Annotated in this window: 11 protein-coding genes; 5 read left to right on the forward strand and 6 right to left on the reverse strand. The window is 61.3% G+C overall.

Going from position 1 to position 15,770, the window contains the following annotated elements; genetic code table 11:
* Positions 1–368 precede the first annotated feature (368 nt).
* Positions 369–578: a hypothetical protein gene (locus RGR602_RS38905; RefSeq protein ID WP_223844172.1), complete on the reverse strand. Its 210-nt coding sequence runs from the start codon at positions 576–578 to the stop codon at positions 369–371.
* Here RGR602_RS38905 and bcsN point away from each other — a divergent pair.
* Genes bcsN through RGR602_RS28780 form a run of 5 tightly spaced genes read left to right on the forward strand, consistent with a single transcriptional unit; the run spans position 496 to position 9,395 of the window.
* Positions 496–1,419: a cellulose biosynthesis protein BcsN gene (gene bcsN / locus RGR602_RS28760; protein WP_223844155.1), complete on the forward strand. Its 924-nt coding sequence runs from the start codon at positions 496–498 to the stop codon at positions 1,417–1,419. The two genes, RGR602_RS38905 and bcsN, sit on opposite strands and share 83 nt — an antisense overlap.
* A gap of 53 nt (positions 1,420–1,472) precedes the next feature.
* A complete protein-coding gene (bcsA, locus tag RGR602_RS28765; protein ID WP_040116564.1) occupies positions 1,473–3,662 on the forward strand; it encodes a UDP-forming cellulose synthase catalytic subunit in 2,190 nt (729 codons plus the stop codon).
* Positions 3,662–6,082: a cellulose biosynthesis cyclic di-GMP-binding regulatory protein BcsB gene (locus tag RGR602_RS28770; protein WP_040115430.1), complete on the forward strand. Its 2,421-nt coding sequence runs from the start codon at positions 3,662–3,664 to the stop codon at positions 6,080–6,082. Before bcsA ends, RGR602_RS28770 begins: the two co-directional genes overlap by 1 nt.
* Positions 6,079–7,125: a glycosyl hydrolase family 8 gene (locus RGR602_RS28775; protein WP_040115431.1), complete on the forward strand. Its 1,047-nt coding sequence runs from the start codon at positions 6,079–6,081 to the stop codon at positions 7,123–7,125. Before RGR602_RS28770 ends, RGR602_RS28775 begins: the two co-directional genes overlap by 4 nt.
* A complete protein-coding gene (locus RGR602_RS28780) occupies positions 7,122–9,395 on the forward strand; it encodes a cellulose synthase (protein ID WP_040115432.1) in 2,274 nt (757 codons plus the stop codon). Before RGR602_RS28775 ends, RGR602_RS28780 begins: the two co-directional genes overlap by 4 nt.
* A gap of 52 nt (positions 9,396–9,447) precedes the next feature.
* On the opposite strand, the gene RGR602_RS28785 is transcribed toward RGR602_RS28780, so the two are convergent.
* The 5 genes from RGR602_RS28785 to RGR602_RS28805 all read right to left on the reverse strand — a co-directional run bounded on the left by RGR602_RS28785 (position 9,448) and on the right by RGR602_RS28805 (position 15,762).
* Positions 9,448–10,542, reverse strand: coding sequence for a GGDEF domain-containing protein (locus tag RGR602_RS28785; RefSeq protein WP_040115433.1), 1,095 nt, complete (start codon positions 10,540–10,542; stop codon positions 9,448–9,450).
* A 233-nt stretch (positions 10,543–10,775) separates the two neighbouring features.
* Positions 10,776–12,521, reverse strand: coding sequence for an acetyl/propionyl/methylcrotonyl-CoA carboxylase subunit alpha (locus RGR602_RS28790; RefSeq protein WP_040115434.1), 1,746 nt, complete (start codon positions 12,519–12,521; stop codon positions 10,776–10,778).
* A 30-nt stretch (positions 12,522–12,551) separates the two neighbouring features.
* Positions 12,552–14,162 (reverse strand): 5-oxoprolinase subunit B/C family protein, encoded by a 1,611-nt coding sequence (locus tag RGR602_RS28795; protein ID WP_040115435.1) that lies wholly within the window; start codon positions 14,160–14,162, stop codon positions 12,552–12,554.
* A 7-nt stretch (positions 14,163–14,169) separates the two neighbouring features.
* Complete coding sequence (locus RGR602_RS28800; RefSeq protein ID WP_040115436.1) at positions 14,170–14,976, reverse strand: putative hydro-lyase; 807 nt, start codon at positions 14,974–14,976, stop codon at positions 14,170–14,172.
* A gap of 21 nt (positions 14,977–14,997) precedes the next feature.
* Positions 14,998–15,762: a LamB/YcsF family protein gene (locus RGR602_RS28805; RefSeq protein ID WP_040115437.1), complete on the reverse strand. Its 765-nt coding sequence runs from the start codon at positions 15,760–15,762 to the stop codon at positions 14,998–15,000.
* Between the last annotated feature and the right edge of the window lie 8 nt (positions 15,763–15,770).

The raw sequence follows: 15,770 nt of genomic DNA on the forward strand, positions 1-15,770 counted from the left end.
CTGCCGAACCCAAACCTGTTCCGTATCAGAACTAGAGCGAGCCTCGTTGTAGTCAACGCAGAGCTCTACCAGAACGCGTTATCCTGCGGCCGTGTGACGACCGGGTCCTCGATCGTATATGACAGAAAGCTTATCTAAAGAATAACAAACCACTTTGGACCGTGGCAATGCGGTGAGCAGCAAAAGTGCTTAGATCTTCGTGGTCAGGTGTCGAAGATCAATCTCGCCAGCGGCACGAAACGGGCGCGTCGCGCCATGAGAAGGCGCAACGGGCGATTATGGAGATCGCTGCGTCGTAGCGGCCGGGTGACGGTCACAAGGGGCTCGATTTTAACGTTTGATTAACCGTATCCGCCGTTTATTCCTCGTTAACGGCCGGTCGGTCGTTGATTCGAACATCCATTGCGCGAAGTGCCGATGGATATCTGGAAAGACGATTTTGCGGCGGCACCCAAAATGCGCTTGCTCGGGTTGATATCGGTGGTCGCGGCGGTCTTGTTGGCCGGCTGTGCGTCGACGAGCGGCAGCGTCAGGCAGCCCTCGGCGCCCGAGACGGTGCCCAGCGAAAAGGCACTCATTCTTCCGCCCCCCGGTGGCCCGGCCATCGTGAGTGTCGTCGAAACCACGCGCGGCAACGGCGTGGAGCAGATGCTTTCACTCTATACGTCCTCTTCCGTGCCGGGGCAGAATTTCCTGAAAGTGCAATTCTATGGGGCAAGTGGGTCCAATCCGGGAGCGGGAGGCGCGCCCTACAAGATGATCAGCGAGAGTGGGATTTCTCGCGAGGCATTCGCGGCTGCGCCGGGCGTTGCGATGGCGAGGAACAACACCTTCCTGCAAAATAGCTATGGGCCGTTCGCATATGCCTCCGGGCGCAGCCGCGCAGGCGATACCTGCCTTTATGGCTGGCAGCAGATCCGATCGAGCCAGGCGGCACATACGCAAGCGCGTAATTTCGGGATGATCCAGGTGCGGCTTCGCCTTTGCGACGCACGCGCCAGCGAGCGTCAGCTCTTAAGCGTCATGTATGGCTATACGGTCACCGGCACGCTCAATGGCCAGATATGGAATCCTTACGGCGAGGTAAAAGGCGCCGATGAGGTTCTCGGCCGCGCCGGCAGCCCTGTTTACCCGGATGATGGTGGCCTCCGCGCTAGCGCCATGGAAATCGGCTACGAACCGGCCGCGGCCCTCCGTCGTCGGCCACGTCAAGTGAAGGCACCGGTAACAGCGCCCATGCCGGCGCCGATCGGGGTGCGTGTACCGCTGCCGGACCCAGCTTTCGAAACGCCAGGGGCCAATACCCAGCCGCTGCCGGCGCCGGGCCCCGTTCAACAAGCGGCGAAGGCAGGTGGCATCACCGTGCCTTCCCCCGACTGCATAGGCCATGCGGCCATGACGGCCGCGTGCCGAAGATAGGAAACGCATAGCCCGGTGCTGAAATGCCCGGCCATGCTTTTGAAGGGACGTCGATGCATAAGGCTCGAAGCATCTTCACCTGGGCGATCGTCTCGCTCTGCGTCTTCGTATTGATCACCTTGCCGGTGAACCTGCAGACTCAGCTTATTGCCAGTATCACCGTCGTGACGATCATGGCGATGATCAAGATCCTGAAGGGGGAGGGCACATGGCGCCTGATCGCGCTTGCCTTCGGTACTGCCGTCGTTCTGCGTTATGCCTATTGGCGCACGACGAGTACGCTGCCGCCCGTCAACCAGCTTGAAAACTTCATTCCCGGGCTGCTGCTCTATCTCGCCGAAATGTATAGCATCGCCATGCTGGCGCTCAGCCTCTTCATCGTCGCGACCCCACTTCCGCCGCGCCGGTCGCGCCCTGTCAAGCAAGAGCGGTTCCCGCATGTCGACGTCTTCGTGCCCACCTATAACGAAGACGCCCATCTCCTCGGCAATACGCTCGCCGCCGCAAAAGCAATCGATTATCCGGCCGATAAACTGCAAGTCTGGCTGCTGGATGATGGCGGCACGCTGCAAAAACGCAATTCCAACAAGCTGCTCGAAGCCCAGGCTGCCATTGCGCGGCACAACGAACTGAGGCAGCTCTGCGAGGCACTCAGCGTCAATTACCTGACCCGCGACCGCAATGAACATGCCAAGGCAGGCAATCTCAACAATGGCATGCAGCATTCGACGGGCGAGCTCATCGCCGTCTTCGACGCTGACCACGCGCCCGCCCGGGACTTCCTTCGCGAGACGGTCGGCTATTTCGACGACGACCCGAAGCTCTTTCTCGTACAAACGCCGCACTTTTTCATCAATCCAGATCCGCTGGAGCGCAATCTGCGCACTTTCGACAGGATGCCGAGCGAAAATGAGATGTTTTACGGCATCATCCAGCGGGGCCTCGACAAATGGAACGCTGCCTTCTTCTGTGGCTCGGCCGCAGTTCTCAGCCGTCGAGCGCTGCAGTCCACCAATGGCTTTAGCGGCCTCAGCATCACTGAAGACTGTGAGACCGCATTGGCGTTGCACGGCGCGGGCTGGAATAGCATTTATGTGGACAAGCCGCTGATCGCCGGCCTGCAGCCCGCCACCTTCGCAAGTTTCATCGGCCAACGCAGCCGCTGGGCGCAAGGCATGATGCAGATCCTGCGCTTTCGGTTTCCACTCTTAAAGCGCGGCCTTTCGATTCCACAGCGCCTTTGTTACATGTCCTCGACGCTGTTTTGGCTCTTCCCGTTCCCCCGTACGATCTTCCTGTTCGCACCGCTCTTTTATCTGTTCTTCGACCTTGAAATATTCACCGCCTCCGGCGGCGAGTTTCTGGCCTATACACTTGCCTATATGCTCGTGAACCTGATGATGCAGAACTATCTTTATGGTTCGTTCCGCTGGCCGTGGATATCGGAACTTTACGAGTATGTGCAGACAGTCCACCTTTTGCCTGCCGTCATTTCCGTCATGATCAATCCACGAAAACCAACCTTCAAGGTCACGGCAAAGGACGAATCGATTTCGGTCAGCCGCCTTTCGGAAATCAGCAGGCCCTTTTTCGTTATATTTGCCGTGCAGATCATTGCGCTCGCCATTACGATCTATCGCATCTATGCCGAGCCCTACAAGGCGGATGTGACGCTCGTTGTCGGCGGCTGGAACCTTTTCAATCTGATCATGGCAGGCTGCGCGCTAGGCGTGGTATCGGAGCGCGGCGAGCGAGCCGCTTCGCGGCGTGTGCGCGTCAATCGGCGCTGTGAATTCGGCGTCAACGGCAAATGGCATACCGCCTCCATCGAGGACGTCTCGGTCCACGGAGCGCGTCTTCATGTCTTCAACAAGCAGCTGGACCCAATGACGATCGGCGCCGAAGGCGAAATCCGCTTCCGTCCTTACAGCGGTGCTGACCTCGAAACTCTGCCTCTGATCGTTCGCAACATGGAGCAAGACGGCGATATCATGGCCGTCGGCTGCCAGTATATCCCGAAGAGCGCGCTTGATCATCGCCTGATCGCCGATTTGATCTTTGCCAATTCCGATCAATGGGCGCAGTTTCAGGAATCGCGTCGCCGCAATCCGGGCCTCATCCGCGGTACCATCTGGTTCCTTGGTCTATCGCTCTATCAGACGAGCCGCGGGCTCATTTATTTCTTCCGCAGCATGCGTCCGGAGCGCGAAGCGCAGCAGCAGATGGCAAAGGCGAACGGCTGATGAGGACAGGTCTTGCCGCTGCACTGTTCGTCATCAGCACCTCGACGCTCACCTCGGCTCAGACTGCGCCCGCGCCCTTTGACATGTCGCCTGAGCGCCCGGCCGGTCTTCATCCCATGGTGCCGCGCCTGACGTTGCCTGCTCCAACGGTGACACCGCCTGTTACAGTTCCAGACGCACCGTCCGTCCCTGCCGCTCCGCCGAAACCTTCCCCATCCTTTCCCGCCCGGCCGCAAACCGTCCAGCCTGACAGCACTCCGGCGGAGAAGGCCGGCGGCATGCGGCGCTACGTCGTTCCCTTCGACAAATTCGGTCTTGAGGGCGAATACGACCGAAAGTCGTGGAGCGTCTACCTCACGCCAGAACAGGCAGCCGCGCCAGCAAAATTCAATTTCGCCTACCAGAATTCCATCGTTGTTGCGCCGGAAGCCTCGCAGATCACCGTGCTCATCAACAACCGTCAGATCGGTCAAAAGCAGATCGGCTCGCCCGACACACCTACCCAAGTCAGCTTCGATGTTCCGCGTGGTCTGTTACAGCCCGGTGCAAACCTTTTGACCTTCGAGGCAAGCCAGCGCCACCGCACGGATTGCACGATCCAGTCGACTTATGAGCTGTGGTCCAATATCGATCCTGCGCAGACCCATCTGAGCTTCGAAGGGCAAGAAGCTGCAAAGCTGTCAAGCACGGATGCCATCCGTGCGGTCGGCGTCGACGGGTCCGGTCGAACGGAATTCGACCTCCTCGTTCCAGCCCTTGAGCAGCCTGGCACGACGAAGCCGCTGCTTCGCCTCGCACAGGGGCTCTCGGTGCTGAGTGGTATGCCGAACCAATCCATCTCCTTCAGCGTCGACACGCTGCCGGCAGCCGGTCCCGGCAAGCTTACCGTTCTCGTCGGCACGACTTCCGAGCTGCAGCCCTATTTTCCAGATCTGCCGCCGGCGGCTCAGTCCGCAGCGCTCGCGACATTCGTCACCGACCCGCGCACTGGCTCGCCCGTGCTTCTAATCAGTGGCCCTTCGTGGGAGGCGATCTCCTCGGCAATCGATACCATCGTCTCCCCAACCGATCGTGCGCCGGGCATCAGGCGCGATGCGTTGACCACCGAGCGCTGGAGCGCGCCAAACGCACCGTTGATACTTCAGGACACCCGGCTTACGTTTGCCGATCTGGGCGTGAAGACGACAGAGTTTTCCGGTCGGCGTTTTCGTACGAAATTCAATGTCGCGGTTCCTTCCGACTTCTATGCGAATGCCTATGGAGAAGCGACGGTTCTGCTGGATGCGGCCTATACCGGCAGCGTACTTCCCGGCAGCCATATCGACATCTATGTCAACGGCAATATCGCCTCGACGATGCCCATTACCGGAACCGGCGGCGGCATCCTCCGTCACCTGCCGATCCGGGTGGCCATGCGCCACTTCAAGCCGGGCCTCAACTCGCTCAGTCTTGAAGCAATCCTCACGACGAGCGATGACAACATATGTGTGCCCGGTGCGACCGCCTCGACCACGTCGCGCTTTGCCTTGTTCGATACAACTGAGTTCCGCATGCCGGATTTCGCCCGCGTCGGGCAGCGTCCAAATCTTGCCGCCATGGCCGGTACCGCCTACCCCTATGGACGGCTTGCCGGTCCGATGCCGCTCTTCATAGACCGCATCGATGCCGACACGCTTTCTGCCGCGGCCACGCTGCTTGGCCAGATGGCGGTTGTTTCCGGTCGCCCCATGACGATTGAGCCGACGACTTCGCCAGGCACGATCGGTGATCAGGACGCCGTATTCATCGGTTCCATCTCGCAATTGCCGGCGGCGGTCTTGTCCCAACTGAATATCTCCACGGCAAGCCAGGCCACTTGGCGCCCGGTACCGGATACGCAGGTGGTCCAGCCGGACACCAATTCCGCTTTCGACCAATGGCGCTCCAAGGTGAGCAGCGGCGCATGGCGCGGTCAGGTCACGGCGTTCCAGGAGTGGCTGCGCAAGAACTTCGACATCTCGCTGAGTTCGCTGCAATTTGTACCGAGGGCGGAAGCCGTTTTCACGCCGTCCAACGTGGCGAGCCTGATGGTTGCCCAAGGCGCCAGCCCAACCGGCGCCGGCGCCTGGACAGTCGTGGCCGCCCCCTCGGCAAAGGATCTGCGCGAAGGTGTCGATGCTGTGACGAAGCAGCGCAACTGGCCGCAGATTTCCGGACACATCACCACCTATTCCGGCAAGACCGGTGAGATCGAAACCGTGCCGGTCTCGCGCTTCGATTTCGTGCCCTCGCAGCCTTGGTCGCTTGCGAACTTTAGGCTGATCGCCGCAAACTGGCTCTCGACCAATATCCTCTCCTACGCCTTTCTGCTTGTCGTTCTTTCGATTCTCCTCGGCATGGCGACCTCGGGCATGCTGAGCAGATTGGGCAGGGGCAAATGAAGAAGATCGTGGCAACTGTGCTGGCTGGTGCACTCGCTTTTGCGATTGCTGTCGAACCCCTTCAGGCCCAACAGGTGCTCGTCGATCCAAAGGCGTGGGCTGCCTACAAGGTGCAGTTTCTCGATCCAAGCGGCCGTGTCATCGACAACGGCAACGGCAACATCAGCCACAGCGAGGGCCAGGGCTACGGTCTGTTGCTTGCCTACCTCTCCAACAGCCCCGCCGATTTCGAGCAGATATGGTATTTCACCCGCACGGAACTCCTGCTGCGTGATGATGGACTTGCTGTATGGAAATGGGACCCTTCAGCCAAACCGCATGTGACGGACACCAACAACGCCTCGGACGGCGACATGCTGATTGCCTATGCGCTTGCGCTCGCTGGCACCTCCTGGAACAGGAGCGATTATATCGAAGCCGCCGCCAGAATGGCCCAAGCGCTCCTTTCCGAAGCAGTGGTGGAGGCCGGTGGCCGTACGCTGCTCTTGCCCGGCGTCGAAGGTTTTACACCGCCCGGCCGGATAGATGGGCCGGTGGTCAACCCCTCCTACTGGATCTTCGAGGCGATCCCGGTGATGGCGCTGCTTGCGCCTTCAGACCGGTGGCAAAAGCTTTCCGATGACGGCCTTGCACTCCTTAAATCCCTGCAATTCGGACCGCGCAAACTGCCTGCTGAATGGGTAAGCCTTGCCCGCGGGCCGGCACCAGCCGAGGGTTTTGATGCGGAATTCGCCTACAACGCTGTTCGTATCCCGCTTTATCTCGCAAGGGCAGGGATTACCGACAAGGCCCTGCTTTCCAGGCTACAACATGGAATGACCGCAAATGGTGCTCCGGCGACAATAGATCTTGCCACGGGTGGCGTGAAGACGGTGCTTGCTGACCCAGGTTATCGGATTGTTAACGATGTTGTGGCCTGTGTGGTCAACGGCAAGAAACTGCCCCCGACTGCCCGGCAGTTTTCGCCTGCGCTCTATTATCCGTCCACGCTCCAGCTGCTCGGGCTGGCCCTCGTCGTGAAAAAACATCCGGAGTGTCTGTGAAGTCGTCCCTCATCGCATTATCGGCTGCAGCGGTGGTCGCCGTCGTAATAACCGGGGTGAAGGACCGTGCCGCGCTGGTGGAGAAATTCGGCATCGGACGCTCGAACCTGCACACCGACCGCATGGTGCAAGCGGACACGCCCAGCAGCCAGCCGATCGACGTCCAGGCGGTCGCCGACCGTCTTCAGGAGGCGGCACCGTTGCTGACGGCACAGGCGCCTCAGCCTTCGCAGACGCCTGCCCCAGAGGCTCAGCCGCAGCCTGCCGAGAAGGAACGGCCGGCCCAACAGCCGGCAGGGCCGCAACCGGCGGCACAGCCGAAGGTCGACGAAAGCGCGCTGCGGTATTTTGCAAACCGCGGCGACAAGGTTCGCCTGCAGGCCGAGATCTCCCGTCTCCAGGCGCTTTATCCGAACTGGGTGCCACCCGCCGATCCGCTGGCCGTGCCGCAAAGTGGCGATAAGCAGCTCGAAGCCATGTGGCAGCTTTATGCGGAGGGGCGTTATGCAGAGCTTCGCAAAGCCATCGCCGACCGCCGCACGGCTGATATCGGCTGGCAGCCGCCCGCTGATCTCCTCGATCGCCTGGATGTTGCGGAAGCCCGGGCGCGGCTTGTCAATGCGTCCGACCTCAAACAGTACACTACAGTCATCGAGACGGGCGCTGCGACCCCCAGCCTTCTGACCTGCAGCGATATAGATGTCTTGTGGCGCGTCGCCGAAGCCTTCGTCCATACAGGAAGAGAAGCGCGCAGCGTAGATGCCTACAGCTACATCCTGAAGTACTGCACGAATCCGCAGGAACGCCTTGCGAGCGTCCAGAAGGCTTCGGCGTTGCTGCCCTATCAGGCCATGCAGCGGCTGCTTGCCCTCGAGCAGCCTGCCGTGAGCGGCGCGCGCGAGTTCGATGGCATCCGTGACGAGCTCGCTCGCCGCTTCGTCGCTGAAGGCAACGCCGATCCGAAGCTCGATGTCGCGGCAGACTATGTATCGCGTGTTGCGCGTCTCGCGCAAACCCAAGGGCTCGCCTCCGATGCGCTCTTGCTTGGCTGGTATCAGCTGCGACGCGAGAATGCGCCGGAGGCGGAGAAGTGGTTTCGCGCAGCCCGTGCCAAGGAGGATTCCGCATCCGCCTCGCAGGGGCTGGCGCTCGCGCTTGTCGCCCGCAAGGCGCCTCAAGAGGCCGAGGATGTCATGTACAGGTGGCGTAGCGATTCCAAGGATGCCACCGATACCTATCTTGCCGCCGCTGCCAATCTGATGGCTTTGCAGCCGCCTGCCAATATAAGCGAAGACGTACTTGGTCGCATGGCAAAAGAGGTCATTGCGCAGAAATACGTCCCGGCCGCGCAGCAATTCGGCTGGTACGCACGCTCGCTCAATCAGCCGCAAACTGCAGCGCGCTGGTTTGAAACTGCGCTTCGCTGGAAACCGGACGACGAACCTTCCGCCTATGGTCTTGCCATCACCCGTGAGCAACTGAACGATCGCACGGGGGTCGCGGAGGTCCAGCGGCTTTGGGCCGGCCGTTCGCAGCGTATCGCCGCGCTTGACGACGCATCTCTATCGGCGCCCTCCGTCGAGGCACCGCTTCAAACGCCCGCCCGGCTTCCACGAAGCCTTGCACGTGCGGTTGTGCCAGCTCAACCGGCTGACGGAGGAGGCGCAACCAAGCCTCCGGGCCTGGCTGTGCGATCCAAAGGATCGGCAATGGAGACAGTCACTGTGCAGCAAGGCACCCGCAGGCCGCGCGGCTGCTCGACCACGACGGATGCGAGCTTCCTCAGCCCCGATGCCGCGCTCAGCCGCGGCTGGTGCCTGATGGATCTCAATCGTCCGATGGAAGCTGTTGCCGCTTTCGAAAGAGCCTTGAAGGGGTCTGCGCGGCAGACGCGCGAAGACGCCGCCTATGGACAGAGTCTCGCCTATCTGCGCGTCGGGCTGTCCAACAATGCAGCCGTTGCGGCAACGCGTGCACCTCAGAGCCGTGAGCGCGCCGCCGAACTCCAGGTTTCAATCCTCGCTGACCGGGCGCTCGCCGCTTATGGCGCCAAGCGGTATCGCGAGACGCTGATCTATCTCGATCAGCGAGCGCAGATCAAACGCGAGACGATCGATCTCATGGTGTTGCGCGGCTATTGCTATCTGAACCTCGAAATGTATGGCGATGCGGCACGGATATTCAACGCGGCCGCCGCCACTGGCAGTAAGGATGCCAACCGAGGGCTCGCCGACCTTAAGCGGGCCACGCGCCCAGAGACGTCGGGCTGATCCCGATTTTGCTGGCAGCGCTGCTGTCGGCGTCCCGGCAGAACCATCGTTTTCACGCAGCCGTTGCCAGTTCGACGCGGTTGCGGCCAGTCGTCTTGGCGCGATAAAGCGCTCTGTCTGCGGCCTCGATTGCTGCACGAATAGTAGTGCCGCTGGAATCGACAGCCGCGACGCCGATGCTGACGGTAACCTTGACTGCGGTAACATCGACGATCAAGTCTTCTGACTCGATTGCATGGCGGATCTTCTCGGCAACGATTGACGCGTCGCCCTCTTCAGTTTCTGGAAGCAGAATGATGATCTCTTCGCCCCCGTAGCGAGCCGCGACATCGGTCTTGCGCACAGTCCGGCGAATGATGTCGGCGACCCGGGAGAGCACGGTGTCGCCCACATTGTGTCCCCAGGTATCGTTGATCTTTTTGAAGTGGTCGACGTCGAGCATAACGATCGAGAAAGGCCGCCCGCGATTGTTCGCCTCCTCGACGCAGCGGTCGGCCGCGCGCTGAAAGACGCGCCGATTTGGCAGCTTCGTCAACGGGTCGACGCTCGCTTCATTTTCCAGCACGCGCACGAGGCGCACTCGCTGCTTTTCGCGCTCAAGCAGATCGGCAAGGAGAAGGACGCCGAGAATATTGGCAAGCATGACGGGAGCCGCAGCGCTCAGAAACAGGTCCCTGGCGATCTCCGGAGGTAAAAAGACAAGGACGATGAAGGAAGAGACGGTCGCAAGGCCGAGCAGCAGCGATCTCCCCCAGCCGATGCCGATGCGGTGACGGGGTATGAGCGTGCTCGCGTAACCACTAAGCGCCACAAGGATGACGCTCACTGCGCCGCCCGTCGCGCCGACGCCGCCAAGAACCAACCGGTGCGCCCCCATCATGGCTGCCGCAATGATGGTGCCAATCGGTCCTGCGTAGAGGGGGGAGAGAACCAGAAGAATGGATCGGGCGTCATAAATAAGCCCCGGCCTCATCACGATCGGATCATTCATGGAAAAAATGCCGCCGAGACCAAACAAAAGGCCCGCCGCAACGCCCCTCATCAATCTTTGGCTGATCGTGCGAATGACCCAAGCATAGCCATAAACGACTAAGACAGCCAACGCCAGGACACGTATGTAAGCGGCGACGATTTCGCTGATTTCCATGCTTCTCTGTTAAATGTCCGATGACACCGGTACGTGATTCCAAATGATCACCGATAGATGGCAGCCCTCACGCACAAGACAAGGTGCCGCCTGTCGAACGTGCCGCAGGCGCGCTTTGGACTCCGGTCGCAGCTGGCTCGGCGTGGCAGGAGTGGCTAGTCACATACCGGATGCGCTTAAGCCTTGCTGCTTCTGCCTTCGGGGCCAGACGCGATCGGCTCTGTTCGTCGGGTCTATCTATCCGACGGTGGGGACTCAAAGCGGGCGATCTCGGCACCGGCTTGCAGATAGGCGCCGGCTTGGGCCCTGATCCGGATCTTGCCGGCCCGCGATGCCGTCACCAGGGTTTCCATCTTCATCGCTTCTATCACCGCGATCAGGTCACCCGCCGCCACTTCTGCGCCATCCTGGACCTTGAAGGCCTGCAGCGTACCTGAGATCGGCGTAGTCACGCTCGCGGTGTCTTCCGCCCTGGCAGCAATTTCCAGCCCGGTGTTTTGGCCTGCAAGCCCGCCGAGACCGGCCAGCAGCGCGACCGGAATGCCGATCTCATGACGCCTGCCGTCGATTTCCACATGGGTGCGGATCAGCGGGGGATTGGCAACCGGCTCTGGTCGGGCTTCCGCTTCAAGACGATTGTCGAAATCGGTCTCGATCCAGCGCGTATGCACCTTGAAGCCGCTTTCGCCCGTAAAGTCCTTCGTCTCGATCGCGGCGCGATGGAAGGGCAAAACCGTCGCAATGCCGTTGATGTTGAATTCTCGGAGCGCGCGGCGGGCACGTCTTAGCGCCTCTTCACGAGTGGCGCCGGTGACGATCAGTTTCGCGATGAGTGAATCGAAGGTTCCAGGCACCGTCGAGCCGGAGACGACGCCGCTGTCAACACGGATGCCAGGCCCGGCAGGAGGGTCGAAGACGGTGATTTTACCCGGCGCTGGCAGGAAGCCTCGGCCCGGATCCTCGGCATTAATACGGAACTCGATCGAGTGGCCACGCGGGACAGGCGTCTCGGTGACGCGCAGGGGCAGGCCGTCGGCGATACGGAACTGTTCGATGACGAGGTCGACGCCGGTTGTCTCCTCGGTTACGGGATGCTCGACTTGCAGGCGGGTGTTCACTTCAAGGAAGGAGATCGTGCCGTCGCCGCCGAGCAGGAATTCGACCGTACCCGCGCCAGAATAGCCGACGGCAGCGCAGATCTTCTTCGCAGCATCGTGGATCGATTGGCGTTGGGTGTCACTGAGGAAGGGGGCAGGGGCCTCCTCGACGAGCTTTTGATTGCGTCGCTGCAGCGAGCAATCACGCGTGCCAAGCACCAGCACATTGCCGTGTTTGTCGGCCAACACCTGCGCTTCTACATGGCGCGGACGGTCGAGGAACCGCTCGAGGAAACACTCGCCACGGCCGAAAGCGACCTTGGCCTCGCGGACTGCAGATTCATAAAGCTCTGCTACTTCCTCCATCCTCCAAGCGACCTTCAGGCCACGGCCGCCGCCGCCGTGGGCAGCCTTAATGGCAACGGGCAACCCATGCTCTTCGGCAAAGGCGATGGCTTCGGCAGCCGACTTGGCCGGGCCGTCGCTACCGGCAACCAGGGGCGCGCCGACGCTGGTCGCGATCCGCCGCGCCTCGACTTTGTCGCCCAATGCTTCAATGACATGCGGATCGGGTCCGATCCAGGTGAGGCCAGCATCGATCACCGCACGAGCGAATTCGGTCCGTTCGGACAAAAAGCCATAGCCCGGATGCACTGCATCTGCACCGGAGCGCTTAGCTATGCTGATCAATTTGTCGATGTCGAGGTAGGTCTCGTCCGGACGGGCGCCGACAAGCCCATGGGCCTCGTCGGCCAGCTTGACGAAGAGCGCGTCCATGTCTGGATCGGCATAGACGGCGACAGATTGCAGGCTGTAATCGCGACAAGCCCGGATGATGCGCACGGCGATCTCGCCGCGATTGGCGATCAGGACTTTCTTCATGGACGTCTCCTCCTCACTTGATTTTGGCCGTTACCGATCTCGAGCCTTGGCGGGCTGAATATCGGCGAAAGTCGTCACGGGCCGGAATCGTATTTTGGCATCGACCGGGATCTGTCCGGCGAGATCGAGATGGTATTCGGCGACCGTGCCGATGACCGGATATCCGCCAGTCAGCGGATGGTCGGCGAGGAAGAGGACCGGCTGGCCGCTATGCGGTACCTGGATTGCGCCGGTCGCCGTACCTTCGCTCGGCAGTTCCGCCTTGTCCTTGCGCTCCAACGGGACATCGCCGGAAAGGCGGATGCCGACGCGGTTGGACTGAGGTGTCACCTGCCAGAGTTGGCCGGAGAGGGCGGCGATACCAGCCTCGGTGAACCAGTCGCTGCGGGGCCCCATGATCACGTCGAGCGTGATGGTTTCGTCCGCTGCCGGATGGTCGAAGGCTGGCGCTTCATGAAGCGAAACGCTGGTTAGGGCCGAGCTATCACTGTTGATGGCCAGCACTGCGCCTGCCGCGACAGGGTCGGGACCGACAATCGCCAACGTATCGGTGGAAGCGCTGCCGAGTATCGGCCTAACGACAAATCCGCCGCGGACGGCGAGATAGCTGCGCATGCCTTTCGGTGCGTGGCCGAGCGTCACCACATCGCCCGGTTCAAGCGAGATTGGCTGATAGGTCTCGGCGCTAATCGTGCGGTCAGCTGCATCACGGATGCTGATCGGGCAGAGCGCGCCGCTAAGCGCCATGACGGTGCGGCCAGAAACCTCGAAGGAAAAACCGCCAAGTGTGATTTCGAGGCAGGGCATGCCGGCCGGATTGCCGACCACCCGATTGGCCGCCTTGAGTGCACCCTGGTCAAGCGCGCCGGAGGATGAGACCCCCTGGCCGGTCTTGCCGAAGCGGCCGAAGTCCTGGAAAAGTGCCGGGATGGGGGCGGCACGAACCTTGAGCTCAAGGCTATCCGACGCGACTACTGGTGGGTGGGCAACCAGGGTCTTGGTCGTCGTCTTGGTAGTTGATACTGCCTTCTTTTTGAGATCGAAGAAGTGCACGCGGTAGCCGGGCTGAAGAAGTGCTGGCGGATCGCGCGATAGATCCCACATCTTTTGTGGCGTCGTGCCGATGATTTGCCAGCCGCCGGGGCTCGCCTGCGGATAGACACCGCTGAAGGCGCCGGCCAAAGCGACCGAGCCGGCCGGGATCCTTGTGCGCGGGCTCGGGCGGCGGGGCACCTGCAGTGCCGGATCGCCGCCGGTGAGATAGCCGAAGCCGGGCGCAAAGCCGCAAAAAGCGACGGTGAATTCGCTGTGGGTATGGCGACGGATGACGTCCTCGATAGACAAGCCCGTAAGGCCTGCGACATCTGCCAAGTCCTCGCCATCGTAGCAAACGGGGATTTCGACGAGCTTGTCGGAGGGTGCCGCGCGCATCGACAGATCGCGTGTCGCGATCTCGCCGGCCAGCTTTTCCAGCGTCAGCTTTTCCGGCCGCAAGCGGATCATCAGCGTGCGGGCCGCAGGCACCATGTCCTCGATACCTTCCAGCGGATCAGCTTTGAGCGAGGCAAACAGCGCCAGCGTCTCGTCGAGATCGGCGAGTTCGACAAGCATGGTTGTCAGGCTGACAGGCAGGAAACGCATCGGAACCTCAAACGTGATAGGCGGAATCGGGGATGTCGGTGATGAACATGTGTCCCGGCGCATGGGTGATCGCAAAGGGGACACGGGAGGCCATCACGGCCGCCTGCGGGGTGACGCCGCAGGCCCAGAAGACCGGAACCTCGCCCGGCTCGATTCGCACCGGATCGCCGAATTCCGGCGCGGCGAGATCCTTAATGCCGATCGCTTCCGGCGTGCCGACATGTATAGGTGCGCCATGCACTGCCGGGAAGCGTCCCGAGATGGTCACGGCGTCCGCCACGCGCGACGCTTGGATCGGCCGCATGGAAACAACCATGTTCCCATGCAGGCGGCCGGCCGGCCGGCAAGGCCGGTTGGTCAGATACATCGGCACATTGGACTTGTCCGTGATGTGGCGGATCTCGATCCCGGCCTCCGCCATCGGGGTCTCGAAGGTGAAGCTACAGCCGATCAGGAAGCTGACGAGGTCTGGATATTCGGCCCAGGCTGCTGTCGCATCCGCTGTCTCTTCGGCGAGCCTTCCATCACGCCAGATGCGATAAAGCGGCAGATCAGAGCGAAGGTCGGCGCCGGGCGCAAGCAGGGTCGCATGCGAACCCGGATCAGAGACATCGAGCACCGGACAAGCCTTTGGATTGCGCTGCGCATAAAGCAAAAAATCGAAGGCCCAGTCGCGCGGAAGCACGATCATATTAGCCTGGGTGAAACCCGGCGCGACGCCCGAAGTCGGCTCGATGCTGCCTATCCGATAGCGTTCGCGGGCCTTTTGAGCCGGCCCAGCGTTGATGTGGCGAAGATGTTCGATATCGATCATTGCACGTCTCTCGCAGGTTGGTCAGGCGGCCAGGAAGGAGCGGACGGCAATCCCGTCGACTTCGAAGACGCGGCGAATCTCCATGGCGATGGAGACAGCGCTGGGGCTGTCGCCATGCACGCAGATCGACTGGGCGTCGATCTTGATCGTCGAGCCGTCGATCGCTTCAAGCGTACCTTCATGGGCAAGCTGCAGCATGCGGCGCGCGATCAGCTGGGGATCATGCAGGACGGCACCCGGTTCACGGCGTGAGACAAGGTCGCCATCGGGTGTATAGGCCCGGTCGGCAAAGGCTTCCGCCACGGTCTTCAAGCCGCAGTCGCGGGCGAGCTTGAGAATTGGCGTATTTGCAAGACCCATCAGCACCAACGAGGGATCCACCGCCTTGATGCCGTCGATCACTGCCTGGGCTTGCTTGGGATCGCGGGCGATGCGGTTGTAGAGAGCGCCGTGCGGCTTGACGTAACCGACGGTGACACCCGCTGCCGCTGCAATGCCCTTCAGTGCGCCGATCTGATAGATGACATCGGCGGTCAGTTCGTGGCTTGCGACATCCATGTCGCGCCGGCCGAAGCCGACGCGATCAGGATAGGAGACATGAGCGCCGATCGAAACGCCCTTTTCAGCTGCGGCCCTGGCGGTTCTTAGAATACCGAGCGGGTCGCCGGCATGAAAGCCGCAGGCGACATTGGCGCTGGAGACGAGGGCGAGCATCGCGGTGTCGTCGCCCATGCCCCATGCGCCATAGCTTTCGCCGAGATCGCTGTTCAGATCGATGGCAGTCATATCAGGTC

This window comes from Rhizobium gallicum bv. gallicum R602sp (assembly GCF_000816845.1).
GTDB classification, from domain to species: domain Bacteria; phylum Pseudomonadota; class Alphaproteobacteria; order Rhizobiales; family Rhizobiaceae; genus Rhizobium; species Rhizobium gallicum.

What these genes read in the sequence shown, in the direction of transcription:
- RGR602_RS28795 (WP_040115435.1), bottom strand. Translation starts at nt 14,162, where the DNA reads ATGCGTTTCCTGCCTGTCAGCCTGACAACCATGCTTGTCGAACTCGCC.
- RGR602_RS28790 (WP_040115434.1), bottom strand. Translation starts at nt 12,521, where the DNA reads ATGAAGAAAGTCCTGATCGCCAATCGCGGCGAGATCGCCGTGCGCATC.
- RGR602_RS28785 (WP_040115433.1), bottom strand. Translation starts at nt 10,542, where the DNA reads ATGGAAATCAGCGAAATCGTCGCCGCTTACATACGTGTCCTGGCGTTG.
- RGR602_RS28770 (WP_040115430.1), top strand. Translation starts at nt 3,662, where the DNA reads ATGAGGACAGGTCTTGCCGCTGCACTGTTCGTCATCAGCACCTCGACG.
- RGR602_RS28800 (WP_040115436.1), bottom strand. Translation starts at nt 14,976, where the DNA reads ATGATCGATATCGAACATCTTCGCCACATCAACGCTGGGCCGGCTCAA.
- RGR602_RS28775 (WP_040115431.1), top strand. Translation starts at nt 6,079, where the DNA reads ATGAAGAAGATCGTGGCAACTGTGCTGGCTGGTGCACTCGCTTTTGCG.
- RGR602_RS38905 (WP_223844172.1), bottom strand. Translation starts at nt 578, where the DNA reads ATGAGTGCCTTTTCGCTGGGCACCGTCTCGGGCGCCGAGGGCTGCCTG.
- RGR602_RS28805 (WP_040115437.1), bottom strand. Translation starts at nt 15,762, where the DNA reads ATGACTGCCATCGATCTGAACAGCGATCTCGGCGAAAGCTATGGCGCA.
- bcsA (WP_040116564.1), top strand. Translation starts at nt 1,473, where the DNA reads ATGCATAAGGCTCGAAGCATCTTCACCTGGGCGATCGTCTCGCTCTGC.